The 17,910-nt window shown below is 70.3% G+C and carries 17 protein-coding genes; 4 read left to right on the top strand and 13 right to left on the bottom strand.

Going from position 1 to position 17,910, the window contains the following annotated elements; genetic code table 11:
- Positions 1–272: 272 nt before the first annotated feature.
- The 4 genes from ACTOWY_RS44355 to ACTOWY_RS44340 are packed head-to-tail and all read right to left on the bottom strand — an operon-like array spanning position 273 to position 3,610.
- Positions 273–1,319, bottom strand: coding sequence for an NAD(P)H-dependent flavin oxidoreductase (locus tag ACTOWY_RS44355; RefSeq protein WP_441315619.1), 1,047 nt, complete (start codon positions 1,317–1,319; stop codon positions 273–275).
- Positions 1,319–2,041: a CoA-transferase subunit beta gene (locus ACTOWY_RS44350; protein WP_441315618.1), complete on the bottom strand. Its 723-nt coding sequence runs from the start codon at positions 2,039–2,041 to the stop codon at positions 1,319–1,321. Before ACTOWY_RS44350 ends, ACTOWY_RS44355 begins: the two co-directional genes overlap by 1 nt.
- Position 2,042: 1 nt before the next feature.
- Complete coding sequence (locus ACTOWY_RS44345) at positions 2,043–2,852, bottom strand: CoA transferase subunit A (RefSeq protein WP_441315617.1); 810 nt, start codon at positions 2,850–2,852, stop codon at positions 2,043–2,045.
- A 14-nt stretch (positions 2,853–2,866) separates the two neighbouring features.
- Entirely contained in the window at positions 2,867–3,610 is a 744-nt protein-coding gene (locus tag ACTOWY_RS44340; protein WP_441315616.1) for an enoyl-CoA hydratase family protein, read from the bottom strand.
- Between the two features lie 72 nt (positions 3,611–3,682).
- Here ACTOWY_RS44340 and ACTOWY_RS44335 point away from each other — a divergent pair, with 72 nt between their 5' ends.
- Together ACTOWY_RS44335 and ACTOWY_RS44330 are read left to right on the top strand one after the other, a co-directional pair.
- Positions 3,683–4,465 (top strand): SDR family oxidoreductase, encoded by a 783-nt coding sequence (locus ACTOWY_RS44335; protein WP_441315615.1) that lies wholly within the window; start codon positions 3,683–3,685, stop codon positions 4,463–4,465.
- Positions 4,462–5,370 (top strand): SDR family oxidoreductase, encoded by a 909-nt coding sequence (locus ACTOWY_RS44330; protein ID WP_441315614.1) that lies wholly within the window; start codon positions 4,462–4,464, stop codon positions 5,368–5,370. Before ACTOWY_RS44335 ends, ACTOWY_RS44330 begins: the two co-directional genes overlap by 4 nt.
- A 101-nt stretch (positions 5,371–5,471) precedes the next feature.
- On the opposite strand, the gene ACTOWY_RS44325 is transcribed toward ACTOWY_RS44330, so the two are convergent.
- A complete protein-coding gene (locus ACTOWY_RS44325; protein ID WP_441315613.1) occupies positions 5,472–6,602 on the bottom strand; it encodes a steroid 3-ketoacyl-CoA thiolase in 1,131 nt (376 codons plus the stop codon).
- A 157-nt stretch (positions 6,603–6,759) separates the two neighbouring features.
- Between ACTOWY_RS44325 and ACTOWY_RS44320 the strand changes: the two genes are divergently transcribed.
- On the top strand, positions 6,760–7,983 hold the full coding sequence (locus ACTOWY_RS44320) for a cytochrome P450 (protein ID WP_441315612.1): 1,224 nt from the start codon (positions 6,760–6,762) through the stop codon (positions 7,981–7,983).
- Here the strand turns inward: ACTOWY_RS44320 and ACTOWY_RS44315 are convergent.
- From ACTOWY_RS44315 to ACTOWY_RS44280, 8 genes are all read right to left on the bottom strand, one after another.
- Positions 7,977–9,158, bottom strand: a complete 1,182-nt coding sequence (locus tag ACTOWY_RS44315) for a serine hydrolase domain-containing protein (protein ID WP_441315611.1) — start codon at positions 9,156–9,158, stop codon at positions 7,977–7,979. The two genes, ACTOWY_RS44320 and ACTOWY_RS44315, sit on opposite strands and share 7 nt — an antisense overlap.
- 71 nt (positions 9,159–9,229) lie before the next feature.
- Positions 9,230–10,420, bottom strand: coding sequence for a serine hydrolase domain-containing protein (locus tag ACTOWY_RS44310; RefSeq protein WP_441315610.1), 1,191 nt, complete (start codon positions 10,418–10,420; stop codon positions 9,230–9,232).
- A 67-nt stretch (positions 10,421–10,487) separates the two neighbouring features.
- Positions 10,488–10,928: a nuclear transport factor 2 family protein gene (locus ACTOWY_RS44305; RefSeq protein WP_441315609.1), complete on the bottom strand. Its 441-nt coding sequence runs from the start codon at positions 10,926–10,928 to the stop codon at positions 10,488–10,490.
- 10 nt (positions 10,929–10,938) lie between these two features.
- Positions 10,939–11,808, bottom strand: coding sequence for a TIGR03619 family F420-dependent LLM class oxidoreductase (locus ACTOWY_RS44300; RefSeq protein ID WP_441315608.1), 870 nt, complete (start codon positions 11,806–11,808; stop codon positions 10,939–10,941).
- Positions 11,805–13,445, bottom strand: coding sequence for a GMC family oxidoreductase N-terminal domain-containing protein (locus tag ACTOWY_RS44295; RefSeq protein ID WP_441315607.1), 1,641 nt, complete (start codon positions 13,443–13,445; stop codon positions 11,805–11,807). Before ACTOWY_RS44295 ends, ACTOWY_RS44300 begins: the two co-directional genes overlap by 4 nt.
- A gap of 2 nt (positions 13,446–13,447) precedes the next feature.
- The gene (locus tag ACTOWY_RS44290; protein ID WP_441315606.1) at positions 13,448–14,611 is read right to left on the bottom strand and encodes a thiolase domain-containing protein; all 1,164 of its coding nucleotides are present in this window, start codon (positions 14,609–14,611) and stop codon (positions 13,448–13,450) included.
- The gene (locus tag ACTOWY_RS44285) at positions 14,611–15,663 is read right to left on the bottom strand and encodes a thiolase domain-containing protein (protein WP_441315605.1); all 1,053 of its coding nucleotides are present in this window, start codon (positions 15,661–15,663) and stop codon (positions 14,611–14,613) included. Before ACTOWY_RS44285 ends, ACTOWY_RS44290 begins: the two co-directional genes overlap by 1 nt.
- 25 nt (positions 15,664–15,688) lie before the next feature.
- The gene (locus ACTOWY_RS44280) at positions 15,689–16,645 is read right to left on the bottom strand and encodes a Zn-ribbon domain-containing OB-fold protein (RefSeq protein ID WP_441315604.1); all 957 of its coding nucleotides are present in this window, start codon (positions 16,643–16,645) and stop codon (positions 15,689–15,691) included.
- A gap of 83 nt (positions 16,646–16,728) precedes the next feature.
- Between ACTOWY_RS44280 and ACTOWY_RS44275 the strand changes: the two genes are divergently transcribed.
- Complete coding sequence (locus ACTOWY_RS44275) at positions 16,729–17,787, top strand: LLM class F420-dependent oxidoreductase (RefSeq protein WP_441315603.1); 1,059 nt, start codon at positions 16,729–16,731, stop codon at positions 17,785–17,787.
- The last annotated feature ends 123 nt before the right edge of the window (positions 17,788–17,910 follow it).

The raw sequence follows: 17,910 nt of genomic DNA, 5'->3' as shown, positions 1-17,910 counted from the left end.
CCGAAAGTACTCGGCTCGTTCGGCCAGCAGTGGTGCTGAGCCGTGCGGGGTGCGGTCGAGGCGGATGGAGAAGGTCATTGGGTGTCCTGGGGGGTCAGGTCACGCAACGACCCCTAGAAACCGCCTTGTCGTACACGGTGTTGGCCGAACTGGTACGCCAATCGGCCAACACCTCGCCCATAACGGCCAACACACCGTCCACATCGGCCAACACACCGTCCAGTTCGGCCAACACACCGTACGACAACGGCCAACACGGTGCGGGTGGGTGGTTAGCTGGGGTTGTTGCGGCGTAGGACCTCTTCGGCTTCGGTGACCAGGTTTTTGATGAGGTGGGCGCAGGTTGGGAGGTCTTCGAGGAGGCCGACGACCTGGCCGGAGGCGAGCACTCCGGCGGCGGGGTCGCCCTGGACGAGACCGGCGCGCAACAGCATGGGCGTGTTGGCGGCCATGATGGTTTGCGCCCAGCTCAGTTTTTTGTGGCGGCGTAAGGTGATTCCCTCGCGGATCAGGGTGGGCCATGGCTGGCCGGTGAGGCGGCGGAAGCGGCGGGCGTTGGCCAGGGCGCGGAGCAGGCCGCGCAGGTTTCCGTTGTGTTCCAGGCGGTCCACCAGTTCGGTGCGCAGCACCCGGTGTGGCAGGCCGTCGACCTTGTGTGTCACCACGGTGCCGTTGAGGTCGTGCGCGAGGTAGCGTTGTTTGACCGCGTCCGGGACCGGGCTTTCGTGGGTGAGCAGGAACCGGGTGCCCATGGCGATGCCTGCCGCGCCGTAGCAGAGTGCTGCCGCGAGGCCACGGCCGTCGAAGAAGCCGCCGGCGGCGATCACCGGCAGGTCCACCGCGTCGACCACGGCGGGCAGCAGCAGGGTGGTGGCGATGCCGCCGGTGTGGCCGCCGCCCTCGTTGCCCTGCACCAGCACCGCGTCCGCGCCCCAGTCCGCGACTTTGCGCGCGTGCCGGGCCGCGCCCACCGAGGGGATCACCACGATCCCGGCCGCCTTGAGCTTCGTGATCAGCTCGGGTTTCGGGGCCAGGGCGAAGGAGGCGACCCGGACCTGTTCGCGGATCAGCAGGTCCACCCGGGCCGCGGCATCGTGCGCGTCGGCGCGCAGGTTGACGCCGAACGGATTGCCGGTGCGGGACCGGGTTTCCCGGATCGCGTGCTCCAGCTCGGTCAAGGTCATGGTGGCGGAGGCGAGGATGCCCAGCCCGCCCGCGTTGGCGGTGGCCGAGACCAGCCGGGGTCCGGCCACCCAGCCCATGCCGGTCTGCACCACCGGGTGCCGCACGCCGACCAGGCGGGTGAGCGCGGTCTCCATCACGGCACCTCGCGGTCGCGCCGGGCCTGCGGGTCCAGTTGCCGGATCAGCGCCAGTTCGCGCTCATCTGGTCGCCGGGTCTCGATGTGACCGGTGGTGTGCAACGGGAATCCGGTCTGTTCCAGTACTTCCTCGACGGTGACGCCGGGGTGCACCGAGCGCAGCCGCAGGGTGCCGTCCGGGCCGGTGAAGTCGAGCACGGCCAGGTTGGTGACCACCCGGTGCAGGTCGTGGAAGCGGCCGGGATCGCGGTCGGTGCCCACGCCGGAGACCAGGTCCACGGCCGGGACGAACACGCGTTCGCTGTGCCGCCGCACCCAGTAGCTGGTGCGGTGGTTGACCGTGTTGCCGGGGGCGCCGCGCACGCCGAGCAGTTGCCGGGTGGGCTGTTCGTGCGGGCCGATGCAGGAGATGTTCTGGTTGCCGTGCCGGTCCAGCTGATTCGCGCCCATGATCACGTGCCGGCGGCCGTGCGCGACCACGTCGAAGACCTGGCGGTAGGGCAGCCAGCCCTCGGCGGGCGCGGACTCGCCGAGGGCAGGCGTCCCGGCGAGCAGGGTGGCCTCGCCGTCACTGAGCAACAACTCCGGGGCGGTGGTCAGCCGGGCCAGCCGGGCGCCCAGGGTGGGGATCAGGCCCATGGGGCTGGCCAGGATCTCGCCGTCGTCGCGGAACAGGTCGGCGCAGGCGGCCACGCACACCTCGGCCCTGGTCGCGGTCATCTCAGTCCTCCCGCAGATAGCTGTCCACAAAGGACTCCCAGGATTGCTCGCGAGCCGCGTTGGCGTAGGCGCGCTGCCGGTTCTCGTCCCGGTCGTAGTCGGGCACGCAGCTGGTGAAGCCCGCGCCGCCGGGCGCCTCGATCACCCCGTCCACCATCATCCGGTTGAGCAGCAAGCCCTGTGGCGGCCCTGCGGCGATGAGGTCGGCGGTGTCCACGATCCGTTCGCAGGAGACGTAGCGGCGGGCGGCGGCCAGGCAGAACAGGTCGTCGAAGTAGGGGTCCGGGCCGAGGTAGCGGGCGTTGCCGTGCGGGTCGGCGAGGTTGAGGTGCACCAGCGCGACATCCAGGGGCAGCGCGGGCATGGCGACCAGTTTCTCCCCGGTGTAAGGGCATTCGACCAGGCGTAGCTCAGGATTGACCCGCAGCACATCGGAGGCCAGTCCGGCCCGGATCGGCAGGAACGGCAGCCGGTGCCCGGCCGCGCGCAACCCGGTCTGCAACATGCCTTCGTCCACTTCGGACACTTGAATCCCGCCGCGCTGGCGCACCTGCTGGAACCACGGGTCGTACGGAATGGTGTCCAGTGAGACGAATCCGTAGACCGCCTTGCGCACCTTGCCCGCCGCGCACAGCATGCCCAGGTCCGGGCCGCCGTAGGACACCACGGTCAGCTCCCGCAACGGTGACCGCAGGATCGCCTCGACCAGCGCCATCGGCTTGCGCCGCGATCCCCAGCCGCCGATCCCGATGGTCATCCCGTCGGCCAGCTCGGCGACCACGTCCCGCGCGGTCATCCGCTTGTCCCGCATGGTGATCCTCCCGTTCAACCGCGGTCAAGGAAAGCCTGTCGGGCCTCATCCGCCGCCCCGGTCAGGTTCAGCTCGAAGGTGAATCCCTGTTCGTAGCGGTAACTCCGGTGCACCGGCTGCGGATCAATGCCGTTGATCGCCTCCTTGGCCCGCCGGATCACCCGCGGATCCTTGGCCGCGACCTCCCGCGCCACGGACAGGGCCGCCTCGTCCAGCTCGGCCTCCGGCACCACCCGGTACACCGAGCCGTGGTGCAGCAACGCCCGCGCGTCGATCCGCGAGGCGGTGAAGTACAACGCCCGCATCAGGTGCTGCGGCACCAGCCGCGCCAGATGCGTGGCCGCCCCCAACGCCCCGCGATCCACCTCCGGCAAACCGAAACTCGCGTCCTCGGCCGCCACCACGATGTCGGCGTTGCCCACCAGGCCGATCCCGCCGCCCAGGCAGAACCCCTGCACCGCCACCACCACCGGCACCGGACAGTCGTAGACCGCCCCGAACGCCGCCGCACACCCCCGGTTCACCCCGATGATCGCCGCCCGGTCCGGATCGGCCTGGAGTTCCTTGAGATCCACCCCCGCGCAGAACCCGCGCCCCTCCGCCCGCAGCACCAGCACGTGCGTGGCCGGGTCGCGGCCCGCCTCGGTGATGGTGTCGGCCAGGTCGTGCCAAGCCTGCGCGGGCAACGCGTTGACCGGCGGAAAGTCCAGTGTCACAACGGATATCGAGGTCTCGGCCGCGTTCCGGGTGATGCCCATGGCGCCTTCTTCCAAACCTAGCGATTGCTTGGTACGTTAACAGCAAGCCCGGCGCCCGGCCTAGCCCCGGAGGTGGCGGTGGACCTTTCACTGGACGGTCGAGTAGTTCTCATCACCGGTGGTGTTCGTGGCGTGGGCGCGGGTATCACCCGGGCTTTCCTCGCCGCCGGCGCCACCGTCGTCACCTGCGCCCGCAGGCCACCCGATCAGCCGATCGAGGAAGCAGGCCGCGCACCCGAGCACCTGCCCTGCGACGTCCGCGACCCAGCCCAGGTCGACACCCTGGTCGACACCATCATCCAGACCCACGGCCGCCTGGACATCCTGGTCAACAACGCCGGCGGCGCGCCGTTCGCGATGGCCGCCGAGGTCTCGCCCCGGTTCCACGCCAAGGTGGTCGAACTGAACCTCCTCGCCCCGCTGCTCGTATCCCAGGCCGCCAACCGGGTGATGCAGGACCAGGACAGCGGAGGCGCGATCGTGATGATCAGCAGTGTCAGCGGCCGACGGCCGAGTCCGGGAACAGCGGCCTACGGCGCGGCCAAGGCCGGGATCGACAACCTCACCGCCACCCTGGCCGTCGAATGGGCGCCCAAGGTGCGGGTGAACGCCCTGGCCGTGGGCATGGTGCGCACCGAACTCTCCCACCTGCACTACGGCGACGAGGCCGGCATCGCCGCGGTGGGCCGCACGGTCCCGCTCGGCCGACTCGCCGACCCGGCGGAAATCGGTTCCTGCGCGGTATTCCTGGCCTCCCCCCTCGCCTCCTACGTCAGCGGCGCTACGCTCCCGGTGCACGGCGGAGGTGAGTCACCGGCCTTCCTGTCGGCAAGCACCTCCCGGGAGGCCCCATGACCCCGCTGTGCCACAACCGCGTCGTCATCATCACCGGCGCCGGCCGTGGCCTGGGGCGCGCGCACGCACTCGCCTTCGCCGAGGCAGGCGCCCGGGTGGTGGTCAACGACGCCGGGGTCTCGCTCAACGGCCTGGGCGCCGACACCAGTCCCGCTCAGTCTGTGGTCAACGAGATCATCGCCCTGGGCGGTCAGGCGGTGGCCAACACCGAGGACGTCGCGGACTGGCAGGGCGCGCTGCGACTGATCCGATCGGCGGTGGAATCCTTCGGCCAGTTGGACGTCCTGGTGAACAACGCCGGTTTCCTCCGCGACCGGATGCTGGTCAACATGGAGGAACACGAGTGGGACGCGGTGATCCGGGTGCACCTCAAGGGCCACATGGCCCCACTGCGGCACGCGGCGGCCTACTGGCGCTCCGAACACCGGGCGGGCAGGCCGATCCAGGCCAGGGTGGTCAACACCAGTTCCGGCGCGGGATTACTGGGCAGCGTGGGCCAGGGCAACTACTCCGCGGCCAAGGCCGGGATCGCCGGGCTGACCGCGGTCGCCGCGGCCGAACTCGCCCGGTACGGGGTCACGGTGAACGCGATCGCCCCGGCCGCCCGGACCCGGATGACCGAACTGGCGTTCGCCGAAACCATGGCCGCGCCAACGGAAACCGAGTTCGACGCGATGGCGCCGGAGAACGTCTCGCCGCTGGTGGTGTGGCTGGGCAGCGAACAGTCCGGTGAGGTGACCGGCCGGATGTTCGAGGTCGAGGGCGGGCGGATCAGCGTCGCGGACGGCTGGCGGCACGGCCCGTTCCTTGACCGGGGATCGCGCTGGCCGGTGGCGGAGGTCGGCGACGCGGTCAAGCGCCTGCTCGCCGCCAGCCCGCCACCAACCCCGGCCTACGGAACCTGACCCCGCCACCCACATCCGTCGAGTTGGCCAAAGTGGGCGTACCAGTTGGGCCAACTAGGCGTACGACTTGGGCCAACTCGACGTGGGGTGGGGTGGCTCGATCAGGCAACTCGCTCCAGGATCGTGCCGGTGGCCATGGCTCCGCCGGCGCACATGGTGATCAAGGCGGTGGTCGCGTCCCGCCGTTCCAGCTCGTGCAGCGCCGTGGTCAGCAGCCGGGCCCCGGTGCTGCCCACCGGATGCCCCAGCGCGATCGCGCCACCGTTGACGTTCAACCGGTCCGCGGCCGCCCCGTACACGCTCAACCAGGACAGCGGCACCGCCGCGAAAGCCTCGTTCACCTCCACCAGGTCCACATCCGCCAGTCCCATCCCGGCCAGGGTCAACAACCGTTCGGTGGCCCGCACTGGGCCGTCCAGGTGGTAGTAGGTCTCCGCGCCGATCAGGCACTGGGCGCGGATCCGGGCCCGCGGCGCGATGCCGAGTTCCGTCGCTCGCCCCGAATCCATGATGAGCACCGCCGCGGCCCCGTCCGAGATCTGCGAGGCGGTGGCCGCCGTGTGCAACCCGCCGTCCAGCACCGGTTTCAACCCGGCCAGTGCCTCCGCGCTGCTCTCCCGCAACCCCTGATCCCGCTGCACCGCCTCGGAAAGCTGCACCGGCACCAGCTCCCGGTCGAACCGGCCACCCGCCCAGGCCTGCTGTGCCAGCAACTGCGACCGCATCCCGAACTCGTCCAGGTCCCGCCGGGTCAGCCCGCGGCGCGCCGCGATCCGTTCCGCTGCCTCGAACTGGTTCGGCAGGTCAAGGTCCCAGGATGACGGGCGCGGCCTCCCGGTTGGTCCGTTCATGTTGCTGCGTAACGGAACCCGGCTCATCGCCTCCACCCCGCAGGCAATGCCCACCTGGATAGCGCCCGCCGCGATCTGCGCCGCCACCAGATGCGCCGCGTGCTGGGCCGACCCGCACTGGGCGTCCAAGGTGAAGCAGCCGGTGGTCTCCGGCAGGCCCGCGTGCAGCCAGGCGTTGCGCGCGATGTTGCCCGCCTGCTCGCCCGCCTGGGTCACGCACCCGGCCGCTACTTGGTCCACCTCCGCCGCGGGTACCGCCACCCGGGCCAACACCCCGCGCAGCGCCACGCCCAGCAACTCCGCCGCGTGCACCCCGGACAACCAGCCGCCGCGCCGCCCGATCGGTGTGCGCACCGCGCCGACGATGACCGGGTCGCCCATGGGAACTCCTCACCGTGGATCAGTAGCCACTGGTATGAGTAGAACATGTTTCAGTGAGGTTGGTAAGACTCAGTGAACACCCTTCACTCAACGCGGGTCCCGTGTTTGAATCCAGTAGAACCTGTTCCACATCGGTGTGTGAGCACGGAGGACAGCCATGGCCCTGCCCCAACTTCCCCGGGGTTTCGACTTCACCGACCCCGACGTGTACGCGCAGCGGCTGCCCATCGAGGAGTTCGCCGAGCTGCGGCGGACCTCTCCGGTGTTCTGGAACGCCAAACCGCCGGGGCGGGACGGCTTCCCTGATCAGGGTTACTGGGTGGTGAGCAGGCACGCCGAGGTCAAACGGGTCTCCCTGGACAGCCGCCTGTTCTCCAGCTCCGCCAACACCGCGATCATCCGGTTCGGCTCGGACATGACCAGGGAACAGCTTGACCTGCAACGACTCATCATGCTCAACCAGGATCCGCCCGAGCACACCAAGTTGCGCGGTATCGTCTCCCGCGGCTTCTCCGTGCGCGCCATCGCCGGACTCCGGGACGCCCTCGCTGAACGCGCGCACCGCATCGTCGAGGCCGCGCGCACCGACGGGGCAGGCGACTTCGTCACCGACATCGCCTGCGAACTTCCGTTGCAGGCCATCGCCGAACTGCTCGGCGTGCCCCAAGAAGACCGGCGCAAGATCTTCGACTGGTCCAACGAGATGATCGGCTACGACGATCCGGAGTTCCAGACCGACTCGGCCATGGCCGCGGCGCAGATCCTGGCCTACTCGATGAACATGGCCGAGGAACGCAAGAAGTGCCCGATGCCCGACATCGTGACCAAGCTGGTCCAGGCCGATGTGGACGGTGACTCGCTCTCCGCCGACGAGTTCGGCTTCTTCGTCATCCTGCTGGCGGTGGCCGGGAACGAGACCACCCGCAACGCGATCACGCACGGCATGATGGCCTTCCTGGACAACCCGGAACAGTGGGAGCTGTACAAGGCCGAGCGCCCCAAGACCACCGCGGATGAGATCGTGCGCTGGGCCACCCCGGTGGTCTCCTTCCAGCGCACCGCCACCGCGGACACCGAAATCGGTGGGGTGCCGGTGAAATCCGGCGACCGGATCGGCATGTTCTACAGTTCGGCCAACTTCGACGAGGACGTCTTCAGCCACCCGGAGCGCTTCGACATCACCCGCGATCCCAACCCGCACCTGGGTTTCGGCGGCAGCGGCGCGCACTTCTGCCTGGGCGCCAGCCTGGCCCGGCTGGAGATCGACCTCATCTTCAACGCCATCGCCGACCACCTGCCCGACATCCGCAAGGCCGGTGAGCCGCGGCGGCTGCGTTCGGGCTGGCTCAACGGGATCAAGGAGTTCCCGGTCGCCTACTGACCCAGCGCGGTCCGCAACGCCGTGACGAGGCGTCCGGAACAGCCGCCGCCGGGCGTGGCGTGCTGGAGCCGGTTCATCACGTAGGCGAACCCGATTCCGTGCTCGACATCGCCGAAGGCCAGGGATCCGCCGTGTCCGTCGTGCCCGAACGACCCCGGCCCCAGCATGGTCACCTCACCGGGCAGCTGCCCTTGCGGGATGAACCCCAGCGCCCAGCGGGCCGGTTTGACCAGCACCCGGTCCAGCCCCGCGGTCTGGGTGGCCCGTGCCCGTTCCACCGTTTCCGGTGCCAGCAAACGCACTCCGTCCACCTCGCCCACAGTGGCCGCGTACAGCCGGGCGAACCCCTCGGCGGTGCCGATCCCGGCGGCGGCCGGGATCTCCGCCGCGTGCATCAACCGGGTGTTCGGAGTCAGCGTCGTGGTGGTCAGGTCAAACGACCGCATGATCAGCGAATCCGGATCGTCGTACTCGGCAAGGAGTTTCCGCGTTGACTCGGGCAGGTCGGCCGGTGGCGTTACGGCCGCGCGCGGCGGCGGCGCGGACACGATCCGGGACACCCGCGGCTCCAGTTCGGCGGGCAGTCCGAACCACACCTCCGCGCCCACCCGATCGGCGATCTCCGCGGCGAACACCTCGCCAAAGCCGCGTCCGGTGACCCGCCGGATCACCTCGCCGACCAGCCAGCCGAAGGTCCACGCGTGGTAACCCTGCCCGGATCCCGGTGTCCACCAGGGTTTCTGCGCCGCCAGCCGGGCCACCACCCGGTCCCACTCGGCCACCTCCGCCACCGGGAACCGCTCGTCCAGCGCGGGCAATCCGGCCTGGTGCGACAGCAGCCAGCGCACCGGAATGTCCTGTTTGCCCGCGGCGGCGAACTCCGGCCAGTACCGGGCCACCGGCGCGTCCAGGTCCAGCTCGCCGCGTTCGACCAGCAGGTGCGCCAGTATCGCGGTGACGCCCTTGCTGACCGAGTACACCAGCTGCAGGGTCTCCCGCTGCCACGGCCGTCCGGTGCGGTCGTCCGCGATCCCGCCCCAGAGGTCGACGATCTTCCGTCCATGCCGGTACACGCACACCGCCGCGCCGAGTTCGCCGCCCTCGGTGAAGTTGCGCGCGAACACCTCGCGCACCGCCTCGAATCCGGGCGCCACCGTGCCGTGCACCTCGACCATCACCCGCACCCCGTTCGCGCAACGCGTACCGGCGGCGCACGGTCACCCGCACACCGCCGGTTCGCGGGAACTCAACCCGCCAGCACGCCCTTGAGCGCCTCGACCAGCCGGCCGGCGGTGGCGCCCTCGCCAGTCAGTCCACTCTGGATTTTGTTCATCACGTAGCCGAAGCCGATCTGATGGTCCACATCGCCGAGGGCCAGCGAACCGCCGTAGCCGCCGTGCCCGAACGTGCCCGGCCCGAGCAGGTTGATCGTCGGGGTGACCCCCTCGGGGGTCGCGCCGGTCATGTAGCCCAGGCCCCAGGCGGCCGGTATCAAGACCACCTTGTCCGGGCCGTACGCCTGGAGTGTCCGGGCCCGGTCCACGGTCTCCCTGGTGAGCAACCGGACGCCGTCGACCTCGCCGACCGTGCTCGCGTAGAGCCGGGCGAAGGCGTCCGCGGTGCCGATCGCGCTGACCGCGGGCACCTCGGCGGCGCGCAGTTCCGGGCTGTTGGGCGGCATCGGGTCGGCCATCACGTTCAGCGCGCGCATGGTGAAGGAGTTCGGGTCGCTGAAGGCGGCCAGCATCGTGGCGATGTGCGGCGGCAGGGTGTCCAGCGCCGGCGGCGGGACGGACAGGTCGGGCTCGATGAACTTGCCCACCCGCGGTTCCTGCTCCTTGGGCAGGCCGATCCACAGGTCCAATCCCAGCGGCTTGGCCACGTCCTCGGCCAGGATCGTGCCGACGGTGCGCCCGGTGGCGCGGCGGATGACCTCGCCGACCAGCCAGCCGTAGGTGACCCCGTGGTAGCCGTGCGCGGTGCCGGGCTCCCAGTTGGGCTGCTGCGCGGCGAGCTGCTCGACGATCGGGTCCCATTCGGCCAGCCAAGCGAGGGGGAACCGCTTCTCCGGCACGGCCAGCCCGGCCTGGTGGGAGAGCAGCCAGCGCACCGGGATGTCCTGCTTGCCCGCGGCGGCGAACTCCGGCCAGTACTGGGCCACCGGCGCGTCCAGGTCCAGCTCCCCGCGCTGGACCAGCAGGTGCGCGATGGTCGCGGTGACGCCCTTGCTGGTGGAGAAGACCAGCTGGATGGTGTCCTGGTCCCACGCGCGGCCGGTGTCGACGTCGGCCACGCCGCCCCACAGGTCGACGACCTTCTGTCCGCGCTGGTACACGGTGACCGCGGCGCCGACGTCGCCGCCGTCGGTGAAGTTGGTCAGGAAGGCATCGCGCACCGGCTCGAAACCTGGTGCCACCGTGCCGTGGATCTGGGTCACGCCCACCCCCGAAGCTGCTTGGTCGCATGTTGTCATGCACTCGCATCATATCGGGGCTGGGCGGTGCTCAACCTTCCTGTTTGCTGACAGTGGACAAGGCCCGGTCGAGTTCCCAGAACGCCCGCAGGGACCGGAGCAGGCCGTCCTCGCCGACCCGGTAGACGAACACGCCGTCGGTGTCGATGCGGGTGCCATCAGCGGCGATGGCCGAGATGGTGCCCACGTTGGCCACCTCGTCCCCGCTGGCGAAGGAGTCGGTGATGGCGAACTCCATCCGGGCCATCTGCCCGATGGTGAGGTCCCAGAACGCGCCGATGGCCGCCCGGCCGTGGTGGCCCTTGCCGGTCTGGTCGAAGATCGACGGCCCGACCGGGTCCTCCACCACGGCGTCCTCGGCCCACAGCGCGAGCCAGCCCTCCTTGTCCCCGGCGGCGACCGCGGTCATCGAGCGGATCGAGGCCGCCCGCGCCGGGTGCTCGCCGTCGGGGGCGGTCCAGGTGACCGTCATCCAGCGCTCCTCACAGTTTGGCGATGATCGTCTCGGCGAACTTGCGCATCGAGTCCTGTTTGGCCGACAGCGGCCCGTCGAAGGGCACCCCGTCCATGATCCAGGGCATGGTGATCGCGTCGGTGACGCCGATCGCGGCCTGTTCCCGGTAGCCCTCCAGGCCGAACCGGTCAACGCAGACCGCCTGGATCTCGAAGGGTTCCTCGGCGCGGCCGTAACCGGCGCGCAGTTCGGCCAGCCGGGCGATGGTGGTTTTGAGGTCCGCGAAGCTCATCATCGCCGAGGTCCAGCCGTCGCCGACCCGTGCGGCCCGCCGCAGTCCTGGTCCGCTGTGGCCGCCGACGTAGATGGGCACCGGCTTGGTCGGCGCCGGACTCATCCGCAGTTTGCCGAACCGGTAGTGCTCGCCGTGGTACTCGACCATGCCGCCGCGCAGGATCAGCTTGAGCACCTCGATCGCCTCGTCCCCGCGCGGACCTCTGTCCACATAGGACGTTCCGCACCACTCGAACTCTTCCGGTGACCAGCCGAGTCCGACGCCGAGCCCGAACCGGTTGCCGGTGAGCACCGCCGCCGAGCCGACCTGCCGGGCCAGCAGCACCGGGTTGCGCGAACCGAGTTTGAGCACCTGGGTGTAGAAGCCGATCCGGGAGGTGACCGCGCCCATCGCGGCGGCGGCCACCATCGGGTCGGCCCACGGCGTGTCCTCGGTCCAGAACCGGTTGCCGTCGGGGGTGTAGGGGTAGTCGGCGGAGACCTGTTCGGAGAAGAACAGCGAGTCCGGCAGCGCGATACTGGCGAACCCGCATTCCTCGGCGGTGCGCGCGAGTTCGGGCAACTGCTCGATCGGACTCATCGCCACCGCGCAGGTGAACTTCACCGCGTCGCTCCCTTGATCGCGTTGGCCAGGAACAGGTCCAGACAGCGTTCCGCGTTGGCGGTGATGGTCAGCGAGGGGTTGGCCAGGCAGGTGGAGCCGGGCAGCAGGGCGCCGTCCACGCAGTACAGGCCGGGATATCCCTTGAGCTGCCCGGTGAACTCGGTGGCCTGGCCCATCACCAGTCCGCCGAGCGGGTGATAGGTGTTGCGGGCGCCCAATCCGTGCGCGGTGCCGCGGTCGTAGTTGGGCAATCCGTTGAACAGGAAGCCCTTCTTGCCCTCGGTCTCCCACCAGAACCGGGTGGCCAGGTCGCGACCGGCCTTCTCGCCCAGGGTTTCCATCACACCGTAGGGCCAGTACACCTTGCCGCCGCCGGTGGCCGGGTCGTAGCGCACCTCGCCGCGTTCCGGGGTGACCGAGGTGATCAGGTGCGTGGTGGAGGCGACGTTGAGGATGTTGGGCACGGGCGCGGCTTCCCAGGCCATCGAGGTCGGCGCGAACGGGTTCTTGTCGTCGAAGAACTTGACGTTGCCCGGCCCGCCCTGGTCGAAGCCGACGTCCTTGCGCAGGGTCATCCGCAGCACCAGGAAGTCGCCGTTGTTGCCCCAGCCCTTGCCGATCTGCTCGTTGAGTTTGGGCAGCCAGCCCTTGGCCTTGGCGGTGACGATCAACCCGGAGGAGTACACCGATCCGGCGGCCAGGAACAGGTAGTCGGCGTCCATCTTCTTGGTGGACAACACATCGCCGTTGTCGTTGGTCAGTTTGACCACGACCTCGTAGCGGCCGGCGACCTCGCGGATCTCGGTGACCTCGTGCTGGGCCAGGATGGTCACGTTGCCGGTGGCGGTGGCGCGGGCCAGGTAGGTGCGGTCCACGCTGTTCTTCGCCCCGGAGTTGCTGCCGAAGGGGCCTTCGCCGATGCTGTGGCAGGCGATGCGTTTTCCTTGCAGTTCCTCGCGAATGGCGTTCCAGTCCACCGCGAACGGGATCGGCACCGGCTCCTTGCCGAACTCGGCCAGGTACTCCAGCCAGGCCCGCGCGCCCCGGTACTGCGGATGCGCCTGCACATCCGGTGGGATGAAGCCGACCTTGAGGTTCTCCCTGGCGCGTGGCCAGTAGGTGCCGTCCATCTCGTCGAAGGGCAGCTGACTCGGATAGACCTTGTCCCATTCGGATCGGCGTGGCTGCGGCATGTACAGGCCGATCACCAGGGAACCGCCGCCGACGCCGGAACCGCTGAGCACCCGGATGCCCTCGCCCTCGTGGGTGGCGATCAGCCCGGCCTTGCGCTCGATCTTCTTGTTGATGTCCAGGCCCAGGGGTGGCCGGTCGTGGAACCAGGCGCACCGCCAGTCCGGGTTCTTGATGGTGCAGAAGGTGTCCCCGCTGGGGCTGACCTCCCAGCGGCGGCCGCGTTCGAGCACCGTGGTGCGCACCCCGGCCTGACCGAGTCGCAGCGCGGCGACCGCCCCGCTGAACCCGCTGCCGACCACGATGGCGGTTTTCCCGGCCAGCGCGGGCACTTCGCCGTAGGCGGCCAGCGCGCCGAAGCGGCCGAGCGCCCCGGAGGCGACCGCGGCTCCGGCGCCTGCCGCAGCCACCTTGAACAGGGTCCGTCGTCGTACGGGTGTGCTCATTGTCAGCCTCCCGGTCTGTCCGCGCCCACCACCCACAGTGCGAAGAACTGCGATCCACCGCCGTAGGCGTGCCCCACCGCGGTGCGCGCCCCGTCGACCTGATGTGCGCCCGCGCGGCCCTGCACCTGCCGGGCGGCCTCGGCGAAGCGCAGCAACCCTGATGCGCCAATGGGATTGGTGGAAAGAACACCACCGGAGGGGTTCACTGGCAGGCGACCGGTCAGTTCGGTCTCGCCCGCTTCGGTGAGCTTCCAGCCCTGACCGGCCTCGGCGAAACCGAGGTTTTCCAGCCACATCGGCTCGAACCAGGAGAACGGCACGTAGATCTCGGCCACGTCGATCTGGCGCAGCGGATCGGTGATCCCGGCCTGCCGCCACAACGCGGCCGCGGCTTCCTGTCCGGCGCGTGGGTTGACCTGGTCCCGCCCGGCGAAGCTGGTCGGTTCGGTGCGCATCGCGGTGGCGTGCACCCAGGCGACATTTCCGGGTGTGGAGCGCGCCGCGGTCTCGTCGCCGAGGACGATCGCGGCGGCCCCGTCGGAGGAGGGGCAGGTCTCGTCGTAGCGGATCGGGTCCCACAGCATCGGCGAGGCCTGCACCGATTCCAGGGTGATGTCCGGTTGCCGCAGGTGCGCGTGCGGGTTCAGCGCGCCGTTGCGGCGGTCCTTGACCGCGACCAGCGCGCCGATGTGCTCGGGCGCTCCCGCGCGCCGGATGTAGGCGCGCACGTGGGGGGCGAAGTAGCCGCCCGCGCCGGCGTGCACCGGCATCACGAACGGGGTGGGCACGGACAGCGCCCACATCGCGTTGGACTCGGACTGCTTCTCGAAGGCCACGGCGAGCACCCGGCGGTGGATCCCGGCCTGCACCAGGCTGGCCGCGACCACCGCGGTGGAGCCGCCGACCGAACCGGCGGTGTGCACCCGCAGCAACGGTTTCCCGGTGGCGCCCAGGGCGTCGGCCAGGTGCAGTTCGGGCATCATGACGCCCTCGAACAGGTCTGGCGCCTTGCCGAGCACGATCGCGTCGATGTCGGCGAGTTCGACCCCGGCGTCGGCCAGGGCCCGGTCCACGGCCTCGCGGCAGAGTCCGGCCATGGAGACGTCCAGGCGTTTGGCCGCGTGGTGGGTCTGGCCGGTGCCGAGCACGGCCGCGAGCCGGGCCATCAGTCCTCGCCCCCCATGACGCACACCAGGTTTTGTTGCAGGCACGGGCCACTGGTGGCGTGTGCCAGCACCCGGTCCGCCGTACCGGCGTGGATATGCCGTGCCGCCAAACCGATCCGGGCCAGTCCGGCGGCGAACATCGGGTTGCCCGCGAGCACGCCGCCGGAGGGGTTGATCCGGGTCTGGTCGAGTCCGAGTTGCTGGCGGAGCAGGATTTCCTGGTGGGTGAACGGCGCGTGCAGCTCGGCCACCTGCACTCCGTCGCTGCCCGCCGCCTGGGCCGCGGCGACCGCGGAGGGGACGGCGGTGAGGTCGCGGGCGCCGAGCTGGCCGCTGTCGATCCGGTGTTCCAGGCCGGTGATCCACGCCGGTCGCGGGCACAGTTCGCGGGCCCGGTCCCCGGCCGCCAGGACCACCACCGCGGCGCCGTCGCTGATCGGCGCGCAGTCGTGCGCGCGCAACGGATCCGCGAGGTAGGGCTGGTCCAGGAGTTCCTCAATCGTTGGCGTGCCGCTGAGTTGCGCCTCGGGGTTGTCTCGCGCGTCGGCGCGGGAGCGGGCGGCGACCTCGGCCATCGCGCGTTCGCTCCACCGGCCCTGGGCCATCCCGAGGCGGGCCTGCAACCCGGCGATGCTCACCGAGTCCGGCCACAGCGGGGTCATCAGGTACGGATCCAGTTGCAGGGCAAGCACCCGGCGCAGTTCACCGGCGGAGGACTTGCCGAACCCGTACACCAGTGCGACATCCACCTCACCGAGCTTGAGCCGCACCCAGGCTTCGTAGAGTGCCCAGGCCGCGTCCATCTCCACGTGTGATTCGCTGATCGGCGGGAACGCGCCGATCGCGTCCACCGCGGAGACGAAGGAGAACGCCCGCCCGGCCAGGTAGTCCGAGGACCCGGAACACCAGAAGCCGATGTCCTCTTTGGACAGTCCGGTGTCCGCGTAGACCTGGTGGAACAGCGGCACGAGCAGTTCGACCCCGTTGCCGGACGCCGAAGTCCGGCGCACGGCCGGGGACTGGGCGAATCCGACGACGGCGACCTCCGGCACGGCCGGCTCCTCTGCTGGTGGTGGGCTACAGGTGGCGGGCGAAGCTGTCGAACGGGGCGTCTGGTGCGCCGGTCGGGGTGAAGTGGTCGATGTTCTCCAGGGTGTGACCCCACTGCTCGCGGGGCCGCCACACCGCGCGCACCCGCAGGCCCATCCGGACCTGCTCGGGCGCGATGCCCAGCACCAGGTGCTGGAACGGGATGTCCGCGCCGTCCAGCAGCACCGACGCGGCCACGTACGGCGGCTTGATGCGCTGGCCCAGGAACGGCACGTTGACCACGCAGAAGCTGGTCACCGTGCCCTCCTCGGCCAGTTCGACCCACCCGGACAGCGGCACGCCGTCGGTGGGGCAGGCGCCGCGCGGCGGGATGTAGACCTGTGTGCACACCGAGCAGCGCTGGCCGGTCAGCCTGCCCTGCCCGACCCCGCGCAGGAACTCGCTTTCCGCCGCTGAAGCGCTGTGCCGGTAGCGAAGGTCGACCGGGCTCACCGTGCCGCGCACCGGTTCGGCGAAGGAGTGCACCGGCGGTTCCGGGGTGGGAATGTCGAGGAGTTCGAAGCAGGCCAGGTCGGTGATCGCGCCGACCGGTTCTGCCGCCCAGCGGGCGCGGACCCGCAGACCGATCGACATCGCGCCGGGCCCGGGTGCGTCCACCGCGTGCAGCAGGGCGGTGTCCGCGCCGTCCAGCCTGATCAACGCCCACCCGAACGGTCGCTCCAGTGGTTGTCCGGCAAGGGGTTCCGGCTGCCAGGTCCAGCTCAGCACGGTCCCGGCGCTGCCCACCTCGACCAGCTCGGTGAGTGGTTCGGCGGTCACCGGGTCGTATTCGGCCGGCGGCACGTGCACCCGTCCGTCCGCGCCTCGGACGCCCAGCACGCGGTGCTCGCGCAGGGCGGTCAGGAAGGCGCCGAGCGTCGGCCCGAGCGAGCGGGTGTAGGCGAACTGCACCCGAAGCTCAGCGCTGAGCGGCTCGTGGCTCACGGTCACAAAATGAGTGAAACACGTTCTCGTTTTTGCGGCAAGATGGTAGGCGTAGGCAGACCCCGGAAGGATGGTTGTGCGCTATGCGGCTTGGGTTGCAGCTCGGCTACTGGGGTGCGGGACCACCGGCAGACACCCTGGAACTCGTTACCGAGGCGGAGCGCGCCGGGTTCGACGCGGTCTTCGCCGCCGAGTCCTGGGGTTCGGACGCCTTCACCCCCCTGGCATGGTGGGGCTCGCGCACCGAACGGATCCGGCTGGGCACCTCGGTGGCCCAGCTCTCCGCGCGCAGCCCGGCCGCCTGCGCCATGCACGCCCTCACCCTGGACCACCTCTCCGGCGGCCGGGCCATCCTCGGCCTCGGCGTGTCCGGACCGCAGGTGGTGGAGGGCTGGTACGGGCAGCCCTTCCGCAAACCGCTTGCCCGCACCAGGGAGTACGTCTCGATCATCCGCCAGGTGCTCGCCCGCGAGGCCCCGGTGCGCAACGACGGGCCGCACTACCCGTTGCCCTACACCGGTTCCGGCGCCCTCGGCCTGGGCCGCCCGCTGAAGCCGATCACCCACCCACTGCGCGCCGACCTGCCGATCTGGCTCGGCGCGGAAGGCCCGGCGAACATCGCGCAGACCGCGGAGATCGCCGACGGCTGGCTGGCCATCTACTACACGCCGCGGCTGGCCGGGAGCTACCGCGAGTACCTGGAGGAAGGCTTCGCCCGGCCCGGCGCGCGGCGGTGTGCCGCGGACTTCGAGATCGCGGTGAGCGTGCCGGTGGTGGTCACCGAGGACCCGGCCGCCGAACTCGCCCGGCTCAAACCGACCTACGCGCTCTACCTCGGCGGCATGGGCGCGCCGTCGATGAACTTCCACGCCGACGTGTTCACCAGGATGGGATACGGCGCGGTGGTGGCCGAGGTGACGCGGCTGTTCGGGGCCGGTCGAAAGGAGGACGCCGCGCGGGCGGTGCCCGATGAGATGGTGTCCGAGGTGACCATCATCGGCGGGCCGGAGCAGGTGCGCGCGCAAGTGCGGCGATGGGCGGCGGCCGGGGTGAGCATGCTGGTGGTCGGCTGTGCGGACCGGGAGGCGGTGCGCGCGGTCGGCGCGGCCGTGGCGTCGAGCGAGAGCGGGGTGGCGGTATGAGACACCTTCTGTCAACCTCAGGCCGCCGACGGCGGGTGGAGGGCCTGTTGTCGGTTGCGAAGGTGAACGGTTTCGTCGTAGCGGACGCCTCGGGTGAGGCAGTGCCACAGAATTTCCAGCCAC

Source organism: Crossiella sp. CA198 (genome assembly GCF_052078295.1).
Classification (GTDB): domain Bacteria; phylum Actinomycetota; class Actinomycetes; order Mycobacteriales; family Pseudonocardiaceae; genus Crossiella.
This window is presented reverse-complemented; position numbering and strand designations above follow the sequence as displayed.

Bases quoted from the DNA above. Each gene is read 5' to 3' on its own strand.
- ACTOWY_RS44355 (WP_441315619.1), bottom strand. From the start codon at position 1,319: ATGGAGACCGCGCTCACCCGCCTGGTCGGCGTGCGGCACCCGGTGGTG.
- ACTOWY_RS44350 (WP_441315618.1), bottom strand. From the start codon at position 2,041: ATGACCGCGACCAGGGCCGAGGTGTGCGTGGCCGCCTGCGCCGACCTG.
- ACTOWY_RS44345 (WP_441315617.1), bottom strand. From the start codon at position 2,852: ATGCGGGACAAGCGGATGACCGCGCGGGACGTGGTCGCCGAGCTGGCC.
- ACTOWY_RS44340 (WP_441315616.1), bottom strand. From the start codon at position 3,610: ATGGGCATCACCCGGAACGCGGCCGAGACCTCGATATCCGTTGTGACA.
- ACTOWY_RS44330 (WP_441315614.1), top strand. From the start codon at position 4,462: ATGACCCCGCTGTGCCACAACCGCGTCGTCATCATCACCGGCGCCGGC.
- ACTOWY_RS44325 (WP_441315613.1), bottom strand. From the start codon at position 6,602: ATGGGCGACCCGGTCATCGTCGGCGCGGTGCGCACACCGATCGGGCGG.
- ACTOWY_RS44320 (WP_441315612.1), top strand. From the start codon at position 6,760: ATGGCCCTGCCCCAACTTCCCCGGGGTTTCGACTTCACCGACCCCGAC.
- ACTOWY_RS44315 (WP_441315611.1), bottom strand. From the start codon at position 9,158: ATGGTCGAGGTGCACGGCACGGTGGCGCCCGGATTCGAGGCGGTGCGC.
- ACTOWY_RS44305 (WP_441315609.1), bottom strand. From the start codon at position 10,928: ATGACGGTCACCTGGACCGCCCCCGACGGCGAGCACCCGGCGCGGGCG.
- ACTOWY_RS44295 (WP_441315607.1), bottom strand. From the start codon at position 13,445: ATGAGCACACCCGTACGACGACGGACCCTGTTCAAGGTGGCTGCGGCA.
- ACTOWY_RS44290 (WP_441315606.1), bottom strand. From the start codon at position 14,611: ATGGCCCGGCTCGCGGCCGTGCTCGGCACCGGCCAGACCCACCACGCG.
- ACTOWY_RS44275 (WP_441315603.1), top strand. From the start codon at position 16,729: ATGCGGCTTGGGTTGCAGCTCGGCTACTGGGGTGCGGGACCACCGGCA.